Origin of the sequence: Azoarcus indigens (assembly GCF_004361735.1) — a bacterium.
GTDB classification, from domain to species: Bacteria; Pseudomonadota; Gammaproteobacteria; order Burkholderiales; family Rhodocyclaceae; genus Azoarcus; species Azoarcus indigens.
Map to the genome: position 1 here is coordinate 45,008 of NZ_SNVV01000012.1, position 15,568 is coordinate 60,575.

Sequence of the window (15,568 nt, forward strand, 5' to 3'; positions counted from 1 at the left end):
CCACTTGCTTGAAACAGAAGAAAACGTCGCCATGATCCGACTTGGACAGCTCATTCCCGGCGCCCGCCCACTGGGCGTGGGCATCAACGGTGCGGTGGAAGGCATTGCCGCATTTGCCGACGGCGAACACAAGGTGATTGCCAAAGCGTTGCCCATCGCCGAGATTGCAACCGAACTATATTGCTCGCTGGTAGCGCGCGAGCTACCTCTGCCAGTAGCGCCGCCCGCGCTACTTCTCGACCCGGAAACCGACTCGCTGATGTTTGGCAGCCTCGATGACGGCTACCCGAATTTTGCCCAAGCGGTACAGCTCGACCCCCTGAGTCCAGACCAGCCGGCGCTGGCCCGCTTCTATTCGGCGTTGCGCGATTGGGCTGCGGCACCCGAAGTGGCGAGCTTCGACGCTTGGATCGACAACCGCGACCGCAACCCGTCGAACTGGCTGTGGAGAAGTGAAACCGACTGGCTGCTGATCGACCACGGCAAGGCGTTGGGGTGCGACCCCAACTATCCGGCGCAGAATACGCTGCATGCGTACCTGATGCGCGCTTTCGACGGCGACGCGCAAGCCTCGACGCGACTCAAGCGGGCCATGATCGGCGCTGCCATGAGCTTTTCTAGCCTACACGCCGAGATTGCTCGCGACCATATGCCAGACGTATTTTCCGATGCGGCCGCACAGTTTTGCGCTATGCTGCAACGCGATTTTCCACAGCTTCCAGTACAGATCGGCAACCTCTTCCCCGGCCAAGCTACGCTGACGTGAACGCCCGCGACCTGAACTTTCCCGCCCTGCCTGCTTACACTGCAGACTGGTACGCCGTGCGCTTCGAACCCATGCGCGGTACGGGCGAGGCTTTCACCTGCGCCATCCTGCTGCGGGATGCGGTCGGCGTCGAAGTTCGCCAGGTGATCCGGGACGACATTCTGGCGGCGCTGTTCGGGCAGTACGCAGGGCACGTGCAGCGCATGATCGATGTCGTCCTCGATAGCTTGCGGGCCTTTGCCGTTGATCATGACCCAGCGCAATGGGCGCCGCCATTGACCGGCTTCTGGCTGTCAGAACGTCGCCGTGGTGCATCTCACGCCGAACGGGCTGGAATCTATCGCCAGGCCATCCAGTTGTCGGCCGCGTTTGCGCAGCTCGACTACGCGCCACAAGAGCAAGACGAGCAGCCAGCGCTCGAAGCCGCGCGCACCTTCATCGGCCGTGTGCGCGACCGCGTGCGATCCGTTCGCGCCGATCTCGAGGTCTATTTCCAGCGGCAGGCACGCATCGTTCCCAATGGGTCTCTGGTGCAGTTCGGCTTTCTGATGCCAACACGCGCGGCGCATTTCGAAGTGCTACGCCCATCAACGCTTTCGACGTCCGTTCGTTTTGCCCGTGGCAAGCTGTACGAACTGAAGAAAGCACGTCCGCTTGTGCCACTGGAGCGGGCGGCATTGATCGTCGGCGTGCCGCATCGCGACGATCTGGGTTTTTCCGAGCGGCAGCATGCAGCCATTGAGCGGGAGCTCGGCGAGTTGCGCCAGGAAGCACAGGAAGACGACACCGAAGTACTGGCTGCCGTCAATGACCCCGAGGCCGCGCAGCACATCATCGACATCAGCACCTGATCCGCTCAAGATAGCCCGCCCTGCGCGGGATTTTTTTGCACGCCCGACCTTAACGCTCCGAAGAAGAATAACCAGTCATCGGCGTTCAGCCCGGAATCCTCCTTCACTTCAATCTCATGTAAGCCCGCCCTGCGCGGGCTTTTTTGCGCCCTTCGTCGGGCGGCGGACAAAGTATCGCAGAAAATTACTAGCGCCACTATTGCGCTATTAAAATAGTGCCGCTAGTATTCACCCCAAGCACTACCGATCACTCCCACCGAGAAGCACTGGACGCGGCCAGATACCCGGCGACTCCGCGAAGCCTGCGCCGGGGCTTTCTTCTCACTGGGGACCATCAACGCTTGGGGGAATCATGGAAGAGCAAGCCGCGGCCTCGCCGCAGAAATACCAAATCAAGAACCGCTGGACTGGCGCAGTCATGTTCGAGTGCGGGCTGAGCGCAGAAGTCGCAGCTGGGGCCGAAGGGCTGAAGATCGGCTTCGCGATCAAGGCGGCGCTGAAGGTTGGCGCGAACCTGGGCGACGCGTACCTGCGCGGCGCGTACCTGCGCGGCGCGGACCTGGGCGGCGCGTACCTGGGCGGCGCGAACCTGGGCGGCGCGTACCTGCGCGGCGCGAACCTGGGCGGCGCGAACCTGGGCGACGCGGACCTGGGCGGCGCGTACCTGCGCGGCGCGAACCTGGGCGGCGCGAACCTGGGCGACGCGAACCTGGGCGACGCGGACCTGGGCGGCGCGAACCTGTGCGGCGCGAACCTGTGCGGCGCGAACCTGTGCGGCGCGAACCTGGGCGACGCGTACCTGCGCGGCGCGAACCTGGGCGGCGCGCAGGTCGATGACGGCTCCCTGTTGTCCGGTAGCAGGCCGATTATTCAAATCGGCCCGATTGGGTCGGAATCTCGCTACCTCATCGCATACATCACCGCTTCCGGTTTGCGTTTGCGCGCAGGCTGCTTTTTCGGTGACCGCTCGGCCTTCGAGGCGAAGCTGGCAGAGCGGCACGGAGACAACGAGCACGCTCGCGAGTACCGCGCCGCGCTCGCATTCATCGACGCTCACGCGGAGATTTGGCCTGCAGTGGCGAAGATTGAAGCCGAATCCGCCGAGACGGAGGCCTGATCATGCTGCTCACGCAATACGGTCCGGGCGATCCGGCCACCTGGTCCTACGCCAACCGCGCCGGCAATCCGAATGTCGCCGAAGACGCTCGCGCAGAAGACGACCGCATCGAAGCAATCGCCTGCAGCAAGTTCCGCCGACTGGCCGCCGAGGACTGGGATTCCGAAAAGGAAGCGGTCATCGACGAAGCGGAAGCCGACGACGACCTGTTCTTTCTGGCTCGTCTCGCAGCCGCCGCCGTCACCGGTCCGCTGGCCGTCCATCTGATCCTCAGCCCAATCTGCCGCGACCGCCTTGAGGCGCGCTGCATGGCTGAGGCTCGCATCCAGTTCGAGCAGGAGTGCAAGGAGTCCGAAGAGGACTACTACCGGCGCCGGGTGGAGGGCTGAGCGATGACGACGATCTACATCACGAAGTACGTCGTCTCGACCGGCGAAATCATTCGCAGTGACGCGACCATTGAAGACGGCTGGGCCAGCACCAGCAACACCTGGGTGTATTTCAAGATGGATCGGGATGCCTTTACTGATCTCGATGAGGCGAAGCGGAACGCCGAAGTAAGGCGCAAGAAGATGATCGCGAGCTTGGAGCTCCGAGTTGAGAGGCTTCGGTCGGCTCAGTTCGGCGTGAAGGACAAAGGGGCTGCCCAATGACAACCCTCTTCCACCGGCTCCGCCGCGCCTGGCTTCTCGCCCGCCTGAAGCTGGCTGTCTGGGACTACCAGTGGGCCCTCGATCACGCACCGAGCCTCACCGTCGAGAAGCGCAAAGCGCTCTGGCGCGCTGAGTTCGCCCTGAACAGTCACGCGGCGACCGAGCCCGTTCCGGTGAGCTGGGATGGCCTCGTCCTGGTTGTTTCCGCAGGCGGTGCGCTGCCCTTCCTGGTTTCCGACCTTCTGGAGAAATTCAAATGAGTAAGCGCACGCCTGGACCGTGGGAAGCGGCGTCGAATCTGATTCGCACAGTCCCCACTGCTGATGAGCAGGGAGGCGGAATGCAGGGCGGATTCCTTGTCGCGGAAGTGCCGGTCAATCAAGACCGTCACGCCGACGCTCGCCTGATTGCCGCCGCTCCAGAACTGCTGAATGCCCTGCGCGAACTGCAAGCCAATCCCAACGATCCGCGCGCCCATCGCGTCGCGTTTGGAGCCATAGCCAAAGCCACCGGAGAGTCCGCATGAACGCCCCGACCAAGCGCGAGCAATTCCTCGCCGAGCGACAGACCGGCCTGGGCGCCTCTGACATCGCCGCCGTCCTTGGCTACAGCAGCTGGCGCACGCCGGTCGAAGTCTATCTCGAGAAGACCGGCCAGCGCGCTGCCGATGAGTCCTCGATGCGTCTGCGCTTCGGCCAGCACAACGAGGAGTTCGTCGCCCGCGAATACACCGAAGCCACCGGCCTGGCCGTCCAGCGCTACAACCCGATGCTGCGCCACCCGAAGTATGCCTGCGTGCTCGGGCATGTGGATCGCCTTGTGATTCCGGCTGGCGCGAAGGTTGCAGCCCATCGTGGCGAGATCCGCACGGACCGCGGGTTGGAGTGCAAGACCGTGGATGACATGGCCTATCGCCTGGGCGAATGGGGCGAGCCCGGCACCGACGAAGTGCCGACCATCTACCTCATCCAGTGCGCCACCTATATGGCGTTGACCGGGTGCGGGCAGTGGGATCTGGCAGCGCTGATCGGCGCCGGCGCGAAGCCCCTGGCCATCTACCCCCTGAGGCGCGACCTTGACCTCGAGGAAGAGGTGCTGCGCCGGGCTGCGGAATGGTGGCAGCGGCACGTCGCCGCCCGAGTGGCGCCGGAGCCCATCAACGAAGACGACGTGGCCCTGCTCTTTCCGCAGGCCACGAAGCGCGAGCCTGTCGTCGCGACGCCTGATGTTGTTGCCCACGTCAATCAGCTGCGCGCCCTCAAGATTCTGGCCGATGAGATCGAGGCAGCCATTGCCAGCGAGACGCTACTCATCAAGTCGTTCATGGGTCATGCCGGGGAGCTGCTGATGCCGGGCACCGAAGACGACAAGAAGCCGCTTCGCCTCGCCACCTGGAACAACCGCAAGGGCCGCGTGACGTTCGATCTCGACTCCTTCGTCGGCCACCTCTGTCCCGGCGCCATGCCGGCCGAGCGCTCGCTCTTCATCGAAGACGCGAAGCGCGCCTACACAACGCGCGGCGAACCGGGCCGCACCTTTCTTCTGAAGTGAGGCAAGCCATGAGCAACGTGACCGCTCTCTCCACATCCATCGGCAACCCGCTTTCCGAGACGGACGCCATCACCAGCAACTCGTTGATCATGTCGGCTGAAAACATGGGCCTCATGATGAACTTCGCCAAGATCATGGCGACCGGCCGCGTCACCGTCCCGCAGGAATTGCGCAACGAGGGCGACTGCCTGGCCATCACCATGCAGGCCATGATGTGGGGAATGAATCCCTTCGCCGTGGCGCAGAAGACCCACGTCGTCAGCGGCAAGCTTGGCTACGAGGCCCAGCTCGTCAATGCCGTGATCAACAAGTCGGGCGTCACCCGGGACCGGATGCACTTCGAGTGGTTCGGCCCCTGGGAGAAAGTGCTCGGCAAGTTCGACGTCCGCAAGGGTGACAAGGGTGAATACCGCGTACCCAACTGGAAGCCCGCCGACGAAGAGGGCTGCGGCGTCCGCGCGTGGGCAACGCTCAAGGGTGAATCCGAAGCTCGCGAACTCGAACTCCTGCTCACCCAGGCGCGCACACGCAACTCCACGCTGTGGGCAGACGATCCCCGCCAGCAGCTGGCCTATCTCGCACAGAAGCGCTGGTGCCGCCTCTACGCCCCCGATGTGCTGCTGGGTGTCTATACCGCCGACGAACTGACCGAGCCAGTCGAGCGCGACATGGGCGCCGCAGACGTCGTCGAGCAGCCGCAGCGGCCGGCCACCCGCACCAACGCGCTGAAGGGGCGGCTCGGCGTCGGCAAGCAGGCTGCCCCGCAGCAGCCGTCAGTCTCCGCCGAGCAGGTACTGGCAGCCATCGAAGCCATCACCGACCGCGAATCCGCTGATGCAGCGAAGGCGCTCGGCGAGCAATTGCCGCCCGGGCCCGAGAAGGACGAGGCCAGCGCAGCTTACGCACGAAAGATCAAGGCGCTCCAGGCTGCTGCAGAGCAGAAGACAGCCCCCGCGGACGACGACAACGCCGACGACTTCCTGCGTGGCTACGAAGCCGAAGAGAAGCGCGGCGCATGACCGATCACGGGGCGAACCCGGCCACCTCTTCCCCCTCCCCCAACGGCCGGTAGTAGCCCCACCTCATTTTCAAGGACTGAACATGCCCAACCACGTAACCAACCGAGTCACCATTGCCGGCCCGGCCGAATCTGTCGCCGAGCTCCGCAAGTCCTGCTTTGCCATGCACAAGCCCGAAGTGCCGGCCTTTTGGCGAGAGAAGGCCTCCGCCGGCGGAGGCGGCGGCGCTCAAGAATGGCTGGATCGCATCGCGAAACGCGAGGCGGAGCCTGAGTACGAAGTCTTCGACTTCAACAGGATCATCCCTGCGCCGGCGTTTATTGCCAACGGCGACGGCTTGATCAGCGGCTCACGTGAAGATCAGACCGGCCGCAACTGGCACCGCTGGAACTCCAAGAAATGGGGTACCAAGTGGAACGCTTACAAGCTCTCCATCGTAGAAGACGAACCAGGGAAGCTGGTTTTCCAATTTGACACCGCCTGGTCCAGTCCTACCCCGATCCTGGATGTCATTGCCGAGTGGTTCCCCGAACTCCACATTGTCGCCGAGTATTTCGATGAGGGACATTGCTTCTGGGGTGTAGATACCAAACCGGTCAATGCTGCGAAGTTCAGCGTTCAGGAGTTTGGCGGCAATGACGTATCGGAATTGGCCATTTCCGAGCGCAACCGCCTCTGCAAGAAACTGAAGGGCTATGACCCCGCGGAAGAGGAGGTTTGACCATGTACTTCAAGAACCTCCAACCCTACCGCCTGCCCGCCCCCTGGGCGATGACTGCCGAGCAGCTCCAAGAGCAACTGGCAAAGAAAGCCTTCCAGCCCTGCGGCAGCCAAGACATGGAAACCCGTGGCTGGGTCGCGCCCGCCTCCACCGACCTCCTCGTGCATAACGTCGGCGGCCAGTGGCTGATCTGCCTCCAAACGGAATCGAAGCTGCTGCCCTCCTCCGTGGTCAAGCAGGTGGCCGATGAACGCGCCGAGGAAATCGCCGAGCAGCAGGGCTACAAGCTGGGCCGCAAGCAGCTGAAGGACCTGCGCGAGCAGATCACCCAGGAGCTGCTGCCGCGCGCCTTCACCCGCCGCCGCAAGGTCTACGCCTGGATCGATCCGGCCAATGGTTGGCTGGCGGTGGATGCCTCCAGCCCCGCGCGCGCCGAGGACGTGCTGGAGATGCTGCGCCAGAGCCTGGACAGCTTCCCACTGGCCCTGCTGCGCACCGAGCTGTCGCCCGTCTCCGCGATGGCCGACTGGCTGGCCGGCGACGAGGCGCCGCCCAGCTTCACCATTGACCGCGACTGCGAAGTCCGGGCTGTGACCGAGGACAAGGCCGCCGTGCGCTACGTGCGCCACTCGCTGGAGGGCGACGAGGTGAAGGGCCACCTGAAGGCCGGCAAGCTGCCTACTCGCCTCGCCCTGACCTTCGATGACCGCATCAGCTTCGTGCTCACCGAGAAGCTGGAAATCAAGCGCCTGGACTTCCTGGACGTGGTGCGCGACCAGATCGAGGGCGGCGCGGAGGATGCCGAGGCCCTGTTCAATGCTGAGTTCGCCCTGATGACTGGCGAACTGGCCCGCCTGCTGCCGGCGGTGGTGGAGGCGCTGGGCGGCGAGGTCAAGGCGGAGGTCGCGACATGAAACCCATCTTCTTCTACGACACCGAAACCACCGGGCTTCCTGACTTCAAGGCGCCGTCCGAAGCCGCACATCAACCGCATCTCGTTCAGTTGGCAGCGCTCCTCGTCGATCCCCATTCGCGCGAAACCATCGCCAGCATGGATGTGATCGTGCGCCCGCTCGGCTGGACGATTCCTGACGACGTGGCCACGGTGCACGGCATCACCACCGAGCAAGCCACGGCCGTCGGCGTGTCCGAGAGCATCGCGCTTGGTTTGTTCCTGGACCTATGGGGCTGCGCCGGCGTGCGTATCGGCCATAACGAGCAGTTCGACGCCCGCATCATTCGAATCGCCCAACACCGATTCGATTGCGGCGATCTCGACGCCTGGAAGGGCGCAGCGACCGAATGCACGGCCCGCCTGGCGACGCCCATCTGCCAAATCCCACCCACCGACAAGATGGTCAAGGCCGGCTTCACAAAATTCAAAACGCCGAACCTGAGTGAGGCATACCGCCACTTCACTGGCCTGGCGCTGCAGAACGCACACAGCGCGATGGCAGATGTCATGGCCTGCCGGGACATCTACTTCGCGATACTGGACCAGAAGGTGGCAGCATGAACGCCCGCGACAACACCCAAGCCACCACAGTCGAAGCCGCCCTGCAGGCCGCGCCCGGAATGATGACCGTCCCCCAGCTCCGGCAGAGAACCGGCCTGGACGAAAAGGACGTGCGCTCTGCCCTGCGCCAGCTCGCAAACCTCGGCCAGCTCGAACACATCCCCGGCCGCGGCCGCTACGACGGCCGCTACGGACTGATTGCCTCACGCCCCAGCAACGGGGCGCCCCAGCCGGAGGTGGGTGAAAACACCGGCAGCAGCGCATCGACATCCCACGACTCCCCCGTTGAGGGCGCTGCCGTTACCGCGCCGGAGGCTGCTGATCGAGCGGCCCCGGCTGCGGGTGACGAGATCCCGGCTCCGAAATACGACCCGGATGTCGTCGGCTTCAACCCTGTCAAGTGGGCAACCGCCGAGAAACTGCGGACGGACGCCGCCGAGCAAGACTGCATGTCGCTGTTGAATGTGATTGCGGACATCCGCGAAGCAGTGGGCGACCCGCAGGGTCGGATAATGCTTGGCGACCTGGCTGAGCATATCGCCACGGCCATGAAGCTCGGCGATGCGCACCGGCAGGACGTGCTCGCCTGGGAGCACGAGATGGAAAAGGCGCTCGACGTGAGCAGCCCCGGCATGGCCATCGAGCGCATCAACCTGCTACGCGGCGAGCGCGACGAGACGGTGCGCCAATACGCCGTTCTTAAGGAGCGCCACGACAGCTACGAGCAAGCCATCAGCGAGATCCACCGCACCTGCATGGACGCGGGGATTCCGGTTGGCCATGTCGTAGAGCGCGTGCAGCGGCTCGCACAGCTGGCGCAGTCGCAGCGAGAGGAGCCGGCCGAGGAGGCGGTCGATGTGATGGAAGCCGCGGCGGGCTACATCCTGGCCGCGAGCAAACACAAGCCGCGCCGGATTAACAATCCGGAGAGGGCGCGCGAGGCGGCGATGGCGGCTATTCGCAGCGGCGCGCAGCGGGCGCAGGTATTTGCGCTGATCCCGGTTGGCGAGGCTCGCCGCGGCGCGGAATGGAGGGAGGCGAAATGAGTGCCCCGGACGACTTCTGGAATGAAGAAGACTTCGAGGACACGGTTGCTGCAGCCCTGATTGCATGCTTTGAATCGAAGATCCGCAAGCAAAGGAACTTGCCTAAATGGCTTGCCATAACGGAATCTGAACTTCAGTTTGTGAAGAAAATTGGCCCTTATATTCCGTCGAATTCTCGAGTAATTCTTCCTGCATCGTCGCAGAAGCTGGCATTCGATGTAGAAAACGATCCACTTCCAGAATTTGGCGCCATTGCCGGCAAGAACCCACAACAAGGCAGCAATGATCCGAGTGTCTACAACGGGTACTTCCTAATTCACCTACTGCGAAAAGTTACACGACTTCCGCGGCACTGGGAAAGGGAGGGTGCCGGACAGCTATATGAGCTCACCGTGATGAGCGCAGATGATAATGGAGTATCTGGCGATAAGAATTATTTCTCAGTTGCGAAAGATGGTGAATTATTTACCTGCTCTTGGCGCCACCCTGAATGGCGAGTTTCAGCAGATGGTCAAGTCGCGTCTTGGAAAATGCAAATGTGTCATGGATTTTGCGGACTCGTTCTTCTGGCAGACAGGCGCCATTGCTGGACAATTACAGCACAAGAAAAAGAAGCCCGCGCCCATCTTGGATGCATGCAGGAAGAGATCAAATCGCTCCTGTATGCGCGAAGCCTGCCCATGACCTCGACCGGGCGAAAGCGTCCGATCCTGCACTTGGTCGAATCTCACAGGCGCCGGATGCGAAACGGAACCGATGTCGACGTCACGGCGTTTCTTCGAGGAGCCCAGGTTGTTGAGATTGGAGGGACAGTATTCAAGGTAAGCCCTCCGAGCTCCATGCAGCCAAAAGTTTCTCGGAACAGCCAAATTAGGTACTACGCAGACGCACCTGTCGCCAAGCAGGGAGGTGCCGCATGACCCCCAACATCGCAATGCTCCTCGGCCACGCCCGGCCATTCCTGCCGCCGGCGGGCGCCGCGCGCCTCGTCACGTTCGAGCACCAGGCGGCCGAAGACGAGACCCTCGACGGCCTCCCCGAAGAGCGCATCACGCTCGCAGCTCGCATCCTCGCCGCGCTGGCTGAAGGCCCGGCGACGCGGGCCGATCTGGTCGGGCGCCTGAAGCACTACTCGGGCGACGAAATCAGCGGCGCGCTCGTCTCGCTGGTGAGCCGTGGGCGCGTAGCGAAGGTCGGCGTCCGGCGCGTGGGGCGGCATGACGTGACGGTGTTTGCGTTGGCGGGAGGTGTGGCATGAAAGAGCGCCCAATCCTGTTCAGCGGGCCGATGGTGCGCGCCATCCTGTCCGGGCGGAAGACGCAGACCCGCCGTGTAGCCAAGCCGGGGAGGGACCCGAGCCTGCTGGATGGATCGTGGTCCGACGAATACGTGCTTGACCCCGGCAACCACGGATGGCTGATGCGAGATTGCCCATACGGCGAGGCAGGCGACCGGCTGTGGGTGCGCGAGGCGTTCATGCACCAGCCGGCCGACTACTGCTGGGAAGCCGGCGTCAGCATCCCGTGCCGGCCCGCGCACACGGCTTACCGCGCAGACTTCCCCGAGTCGCGGCCGGGCGAGGGTTGGAAGCCCAGCATCCACATGCCGCGCAACCTGAGCCGCATCACGCTGGAGATCATCGCCGTGCGCGTCGAGCGCCTGCAGGACATCGGCGACGCGGATTCGCTGAAAGAGGGGATCAACTGCTATCCGTTCGTACCGGATGACGGTTTCCCTGTGTGCGATGGATACACTCACAAGCAGGACGACGGAGAGTGCGTGCTCTGGCCGACAGCTCGCGCGGCATACAAAGCTCTGTGGGAGGAAATCAACGGCCCCGGCAGCTGGGATACAAACCCCTGGGTCTGGGTTGTTGAGTTCCGGAGGATTGACAATGCGTAGCCCTTCCCCCGCTCAACCGGGCCAGCCCTCGCGCGCCGAGCGTCGCGCCGCAGCCAAGGCCGCCCGCAGAGCTCCACCCGCCGGCCGCCGGCCGCGCCCGGCCACTGTTCCTACCATCGTCGCGCTCATCTAAAGCTGCAGGATGTTCGGCGGAAACAGCGGGAGGCAAGAACTATTGAGCAACGGACCGCAAACAAGCGAGAGGCATAAAATGCACGCGCTACCTATTACCTGGATTCGCGCAGAGAAATACTCCGAGATATCCGGCGAGCCCATGAACACCATCTACGAGCGCATCCGCGAGGGGATCTGGGCGGCCGGCAAACACTACAAGCGCACTGGCCAGCGCACCCTCTGGATCAATCTCTCGGCGGCAGATGAATGGATCGAAAACAGTCCCCACGTGGAAGTGTCAGTGCCGGTGAAGGCGTTGAAATCAGGGAAGGCGCGCGCGGGAAGCGGATTCGCATAACCTTCTACTACCAAGGCGCACGCCGTCGGGAGACTCTCGACATCCCGGTCACGCCCGCAAACATCAAGTACGCCAATCGCCTGCGTGGCGAAGTGCTGAACGCAATCGAGCGCGGTACCTTCGATTATGCGAAGGCCTTCCCCGGATCGAAGCACGCCCGCCTTGCCGGTGTACATGCGGTACGCCCGAAGTTGACGGTCGGCGAGCTGATGGATGAACACCTGGCAGCGGTGCGTCGCGCAGATGCCCTCTCCCCATCGTCCATCGGCAGCTACGCTCGCTGGACGAAAGCCAGGATCAAGCCGAAGTTCGGGGATCGGATTGCAGACGAGATCACGCCCCCCGAGCTTCGCGCATGGATCCTCGACCTCGCTTCCGAGTTGGCCCCCAAGAGCGTGCGCAGTTGTGTCAGCGTGCTCTCAGTCGTTCTCTCGCAAGCCGCCACCGACGGGATAATCGCAAGCAATCCGCTCGCGCCGATCAAACTGCGCACCCTGCTGCCACGGAAGCGCAAGGCGGCCCAAGAGGAGAAGATCGACCCATTCTCCGATCTTGAGATAGCCGCGATTCTCGATGCCTGCCCGACCGTCGAAGAGCGAGCCTTCTTCCAATTCGCGTTTGGGGCCGGGATGCGAACCGGCGAGCTCATCGCATTCAAATGGCAGCACGTCTCATGGGCCACCAATACCTTGCACGTCCAGGACAACGTTGTGTCCGGGGAGTACGGCACTGTCGAGAAGACGACGAAAACCGACACCGAGCGCGACATCCCAATTCTACCGGCAGCCAAAGCCGCCTTGGATGCCATGCGTCCGGCGAGCGAATTGCTTTCCGCGAAGACGGGCGGCTATGTCTTCCTGAATCCGCGCACCGGCCAGCGGTGGAGCAATGAGCGGGTCATCAGAGACAGATGGACGATCATCCTGCGCAAGGCTGGGATTCGGTACAGAAATCCGTACCAGACACGTCACACCTTCGCGAGCCGGCTCTTGATGACCGGCGAGGCTGAACTTCTGGTCGCGAAGCTGCTGGGGCACACCACCGTCGAGATGGTCCGCCGCCACTACGGCAGGTACATCAAGCAGCCGGATGGAATCGTCCTGAGGGGCGACTACTCGGAATTTGGGGCAGATTTGGGGCACTCAAACCCGCCCAAACCAGCCTTAGCTGGACAGAAGAAAGGTAGGGTCGCCTAGGTAAATGCAGCCGCCGCAAGGCTTTAAGGTCGGCGTAGGCATTTTAGGAATGCCGTAATTTGGCGGGGGCTGTGAGATTCGAACTCACGGAGGCCGCAAAGCCTCGGCAGTTTTCAAGACTGCTGGTTTAAACCGCTCACCCAAACCCCCTGGAATCGGTCAGGACCGCGGAGATGATTCCACTTCCGGGAAGGCGCGCAGTATAACACTGCCGCTCCCGCCTTTCCTCGCCCGGCCCTGCTCAGGCGAGCTCGAACAGCGCCACCGATTCGACGTGCGCGGTCTGCGGAAACATGTTGGCGATACCGGCCGAGCGCAGCGCGTACCCTTTCTCCCGCACCAGGATGGCGGCGTCACGCGCCAGCGTGGCCGGGTTACAGGAGACATAGACGATGCGCCGCGGCAGTTGCTGCTCGCCCAAGCCCTTCACCACAGCCACCGCGCCTTCGCGCGGCGGATCGATCAGCATCTTGTCCAGCCTGCCGAGGGCCGCGAGGCTGTCCTCCGTCGCCTCGAACAGGTTTGCGGCGTGGAACTCGCTGCGGTCCTCCAGCCCATTGCGGCGCGCATTGGCGCAGGCCCGCTCAACCAGTGCATCGCTGCCCTCGACGCCAATCACATGGGCACCACTGCGCGCAATCGGCAGACTGAAGTTGCCTATGCCGCAGAACAGGTCGGCAATGCGCTCACCGGGCTGCGGCGTCAGCAGTTGCAGGGCGCGGCGGATCAGCAGGCGGTTGGTATGGGCGTTCACCTGGGTGAAGTCGGTAGGTCGAAAGTCCAGCGTCACACCGAATTCCGGCAGTGAATAACTGAGGCCGGGCGCGCCCGACGGATACAGCAAGGCTGCCGTTTCCGGGCCGCCGGGCTGCTCCCACACCTGTACGCCGTGGGCCTCCGCGAACGCAGCGAACTGGCGGTGATCCGCCTCGGTGAAACGCAATAGGTTGCGGAAGACCAGCACCGTCGCCTCGTCGCCCACCGCGATCTCGATCTGCGGCAAGCGATCCGGAATCGACAGCCGCTCGACCAGCGCATGCAGCGCCGGCAGCATCGCCGACAGTTGCGGTGGCATTACCTTGCAGGACAGCAGATCGGCGATGTAGCTGGAACGCCGCTCATGAAAGCCGATCAGCACGCCGCCCTTGCTCGGCACCCGCCGCACCCCCAGGCGCGCCCGCTGGCGGTAGGCCCAGGGCATGCCGTGGATGGGCGGCAGCACAGTCTCGGGCTTCACCCGGCCGACGTGCCAGAAAGCGTCCTCCAGCACCCGCTGCTTGGCCGCGGTCTGTGCCAGCGGGTCCAGGTGCTGCATCGCGCAGCCGCCGCAGACGCCGAAGTGCGGACAGGGTGGCGCCACCCGCTGCGCGCTCGCCCTGAGAATGCGGACGGCTTCCGCCTGCGCGTAGTTCGGCCGGCTCTTGAGCACCGCGTATTCGACCTCCTCGCCCGGCAGCGCGCCCTCGATGAACAGCACCTTGCCATCCGCATGGGCGACGCCGCGGCCCTCGTGATCCAGCGATTCGATGAGGGCGGTCGGCATGGGGCAGTCCTTCGGGAAAAGGCGCGATTTTAGCGTCAAACCCTGCTGCCGACGGGTCCGTGCAGGCACCCGCCTTTATAATCCGCAGCCATGATCACGACCCTGCTCGGGGGCCTCTCGCCCCGCCAGTTTCTAGAGGAATACTGGCAAAAGAAACCGCTGCTCGTCCGCCAGGCCATTCCCGGTTTCACCGGCCTGCTGGCGCACGACGCCCTCTTCGACCTCGCCTGCAACCCAGACGTCGAGTCCCGCTACATCCGCCACGACAATGTCGAATGGACAGTGGAACATGGACCGCAGCGCCGCAGCCGCCTGCGCGGCAAGCGCACCCCGTGGACAGTCCTCGTCCAGGGCCTGAACCTGTGGCTGCCGGCCGGCGACGAACTGCTGCACCGCTTCGATTTCATCCCCCAGGCGCGCCTGGACGACCTGATGGTGAGCTATGCGGTAGACGGCGGCGGCGTCGGCCCCCATTTCGACAACTACGACGTCTTCCTGCTGCAGGGCTGCGGCCAGCGCCGCTGGCAGATCGCCGATCAGGAGGATCGCAGCCTGGTCGAGGGCGCACCACTGCGCATCCTCAAGAACTTCCAGCCCGCGCAAGACTGGGTGCTGGAGCCGGGCGACATGCTCTACCTGCCGCCCCACTGGGCCCACAACGGCATCGCCATCGGCGAATGCACCACCTACTCCATTGGCTTCCGCTCTCCCACCGCCTCCGAGCTAGGTGCTGAATTCCTCGGCTGGATGCAGGACAGGTTGACGCTGGAGGGCATCTATCAGGATCCCGACCTGCAGTTGCACGAGAACTCCGCGGAGATCTCGACCACCATGGTGGACCGCATCGCCACCATGCTGGAGCGCATCCGCTGGAGCCGGCAGGACGTGGCCGATTTCATCGGCCACTACCTGACCGAACCCAAGCCCCAGATCTTCTTCGATCCGCCTGAAGCTCCGCTTAGCAGAAAGCGCTTCGACCAAGCGGTGCAGAGCAAGGGCTACCGGCTGAATGCCCGCACCCTGCTGCTGTGGTCTGAAACCGGCTTCTACCTGAACGGCGAGAAACTGCATGAAGCCGGCGAGGAGCCTGCGGAACTGAAGGTCCTGGCACATCACCGCCAACTGGAGCCAGGCAACTACCCCGTCGCCTTGCTGCATGTGCTGTACGACTGGTACTGCGACGGCTTCGGCGCACCCCGCGGCTAATTCGGCCTG

Annotated in this window: 20 protein-coding genes and 1 tRNA gene; 19 read left to right on the forward strand and 2 right to left on the reverse strand. The window is 63.6% G+C overall.

Features of this window, described 5'->3' with window-relative positions:
* Positions 1-4: 4 nt before the first annotated feature.
* The 18 genes from C7389_RS14405 to C7389_RS14490 all read left to right on the forward strand — a co-directional run bounded on the left by C7389_RS14405 (position 5) and on the right by C7389_RS14490 (position 12,810).
* Positions 5-766: a HipA family kinase gene (locus tag C7389_RS14405; protein WP_133592655.1), complete on the forward strand. Its 762-nt coding sequence runs from the start codon at positions 5-7 to the stop codon at positions 764-766.
* Positions 763-1,617 carry a hypothetical protein gene (locus C7389_RS14410; protein WP_133592658.1) on the forward strand — a complete coding sequence of 285 codons (855 nt, stop codon included), beginning with the start codon at positions 763-765 and terminating at the stop codon, positions 1,615-1,617. Before C7389_RS14405 ends, C7389_RS14410 begins: the two co-directional genes overlap by 4 nt.
* Positions 1,618-1,969: 352 nt before the next feature.
* Positions 1,970-2,734, forward strand: a complete 765-nt coding sequence (locus C7389_RS14415) for a pentapeptide repeat-containing protein (protein ID WP_133592660.1) — start codon at positions 1,970-1,972, stop codon at positions 2,732-2,734.
* Between the two features lie 2 nt (positions 2,735-2,736).
* Positions 2,737-3,123 (forward strand): hypothetical protein, encoded by a 387-nt coding sequence (locus C7389_RS14420; protein ID WP_133592662.1) that lies wholly within the window; start codon positions 2,737-2,739, stop codon positions 3,121-3,123.
* 3 nt (positions 3,124-3,126) lie between these two features.
* Positions 3,127-3,387 (forward strand): hypothetical protein, encoded by a 261-nt coding sequence (locus C7389_RS14425; RefSeq protein WP_133592664.1) that lies wholly within the window; start codon positions 3,127-3,129, stop codon positions 3,385-3,387.
* Positions 3,384-3,647, forward strand: a complete 264-nt coding sequence (locus C7389_RS14430; RefSeq protein ID WP_133592667.1) for a hypothetical protein — start codon at positions 3,384-3,386, stop codon at positions 3,645-3,647. The genes C7389_RS14425 and C7389_RS14430 overlap by 4 nt, the downstream gene beginning before the upstream one ends.
* On the forward strand, positions 3,644-3,913 hold the full coding sequence (locus C7389_RS14435; RefSeq protein ID WP_133592669.1) for a hypothetical protein: 270 nt from the start codon (positions 3,644-3,646) through the stop codon (positions 3,911-3,913). Before C7389_RS14430 ends, C7389_RS14435 begins: the two co-directional genes overlap by 4 nt.
* A complete protein-coding gene (locus C7389_RS14440; protein ID WP_133592673.1) occupies positions 3,910-4,938 on the forward strand; it encodes a YqaJ viral recombinase family nuclease in 1,029 nt (342 codons plus the stop codon). The genes C7389_RS14435 and C7389_RS14440 overlap by 4 nt, the downstream gene beginning before the upstream one ends.
* Positions 4,939-4,946: 8 nt before the next feature.
* Positions 4,947-5,957, forward strand: coding sequence for a RecT family recombinase (locus C7389_RS25725; RefSeq protein ID WP_133592675.1), 1,011 nt, complete (start codon positions 4,947-4,949; stop codon positions 5,955-5,957).
* 82 nt (positions 5,958-6,039) lie between these two features.
* A complete protein-coding gene (locus C7389_RS14450) occupies positions 6,040-6,678 on the forward strand; it encodes a DUF1281 family ferredoxin-like fold protein (protein ID WP_133592677.1) in 639 nt (212 codons plus the stop codon).
* Between the two features lie 2 nt (positions 6,679-6,680).
* Positions 6,681-7,592: a recombination-associated protein RdgC gene (locus tag C7389_RS14455; RefSeq protein WP_133592679.1), complete on the forward strand. Its 912-nt coding sequence runs from the start codon at positions 6,681-6,683 to the stop codon at positions 7,590-7,592.
* On the forward strand, positions 7,589-8,194 hold the full coding sequence (locus C7389_RS14460; protein ID WP_133592681.1) for a 3'-5' exonuclease: 606 nt from the start codon (positions 7,589-7,591) through the stop codon (positions 8,192-8,194). The genes C7389_RS14455 and C7389_RS14460 overlap by 4 nt, the downstream gene beginning before the upstream one ends.
* Entirely contained in the window at positions 8,191-9,240 is a 1,050-nt protein-coding gene (locus C7389_RS14465) for a hypothetical protein (RefSeq protein ID WP_133592683.1), read from the forward strand. Before C7389_RS14460 ends, C7389_RS14465 begins: the two co-directional genes overlap by 4 nt.
* A complete protein-coding gene (locus tag C7389_RS14470) occupies positions 9,237-10,160 on the forward strand; it encodes a hypothetical protein (protein WP_133592685.1) in 924 nt (307 codons plus the stop codon). Before C7389_RS14465 ends, C7389_RS14470 begins: the two co-directional genes overlap by 4 nt.
* On the forward strand, positions 10,157-10,498 hold the full coding sequence (locus C7389_RS14475; protein WP_133592687.1) for a hypothetical protein: 342 nt from the start codon (positions 10,157-10,159) through the stop codon (positions 10,496-10,498). Before C7389_RS14470 ends, C7389_RS14475 begins: the two co-directional genes overlap by 4 nt.
* Entirely contained in the window at positions 10,495-11,142 is a 648-nt protein-coding gene (locus C7389_RS14480) for an ASCH domain-containing protein (protein ID WP_133592690.1), read from the forward strand. The genes C7389_RS14475 and C7389_RS14480 overlap by 4 nt, the downstream gene beginning before the upstream one ends.
* Before the next feature lie 274 nt (positions 11,143-11,416).
* Positions 11,417-11,614, forward strand: a complete 198-nt coding sequence (locus tag C7389_RS14485; RefSeq protein WP_133592692.1) for a hypothetical protein — start codon at positions 11,417-11,419, stop codon at positions 11,612-11,614.
* Entirely contained in the window at positions 11,524-12,810 is a 1,287-nt protein-coding gene (locus C7389_RS14490) for a site-specific integrase (protein WP_133592694.1), read from the forward strand. Before C7389_RS14485 ends, C7389_RS14490 begins: the two co-directional genes overlap by 91 nt.
* A 60-nt stretch (positions 12,811-12,870) precedes the next feature.
* Here the strand turns inward: C7389_RS14490 and C7389_RS14495 are convergent.
* Both C7389_RS14495 and rlmD read right to left on the reverse strand, forming a co-directional pair.
* Positions 12,871-12,960 (reverse strand) — tRNA-Ser (locus C7389_RS14495).
* Positions 12,961-13,051: 91 nt separating this feature from the next.
* Positions 13,052-14,353, reverse strand: coding sequence for a 23S rRNA (uracil(1939)-C(5))-methyltransferase RlmD (gene rlmD / locus C7389_RS14500; RefSeq protein ID WP_133592696.1), 1,302 nt, complete (start codon positions 14,351-14,353; stop codon positions 13,052-13,054).
* A 90-nt stretch (positions 14,354-14,443) separates the two neighbouring features.
* Between rlmD and C7389_RS14505 the strand changes: the two genes are divergently transcribed.
* On the forward strand, positions 14,444-15,559 hold the full coding sequence (locus C7389_RS14505; RefSeq protein ID WP_133592699.1) for a cupin domain-containing protein: 1,116 nt from the start codon (positions 14,444-14,446) through the stop codon (positions 15,557-15,559).
* Positions 15,560-15,568 lie beyond the last annotated feature (9 nt).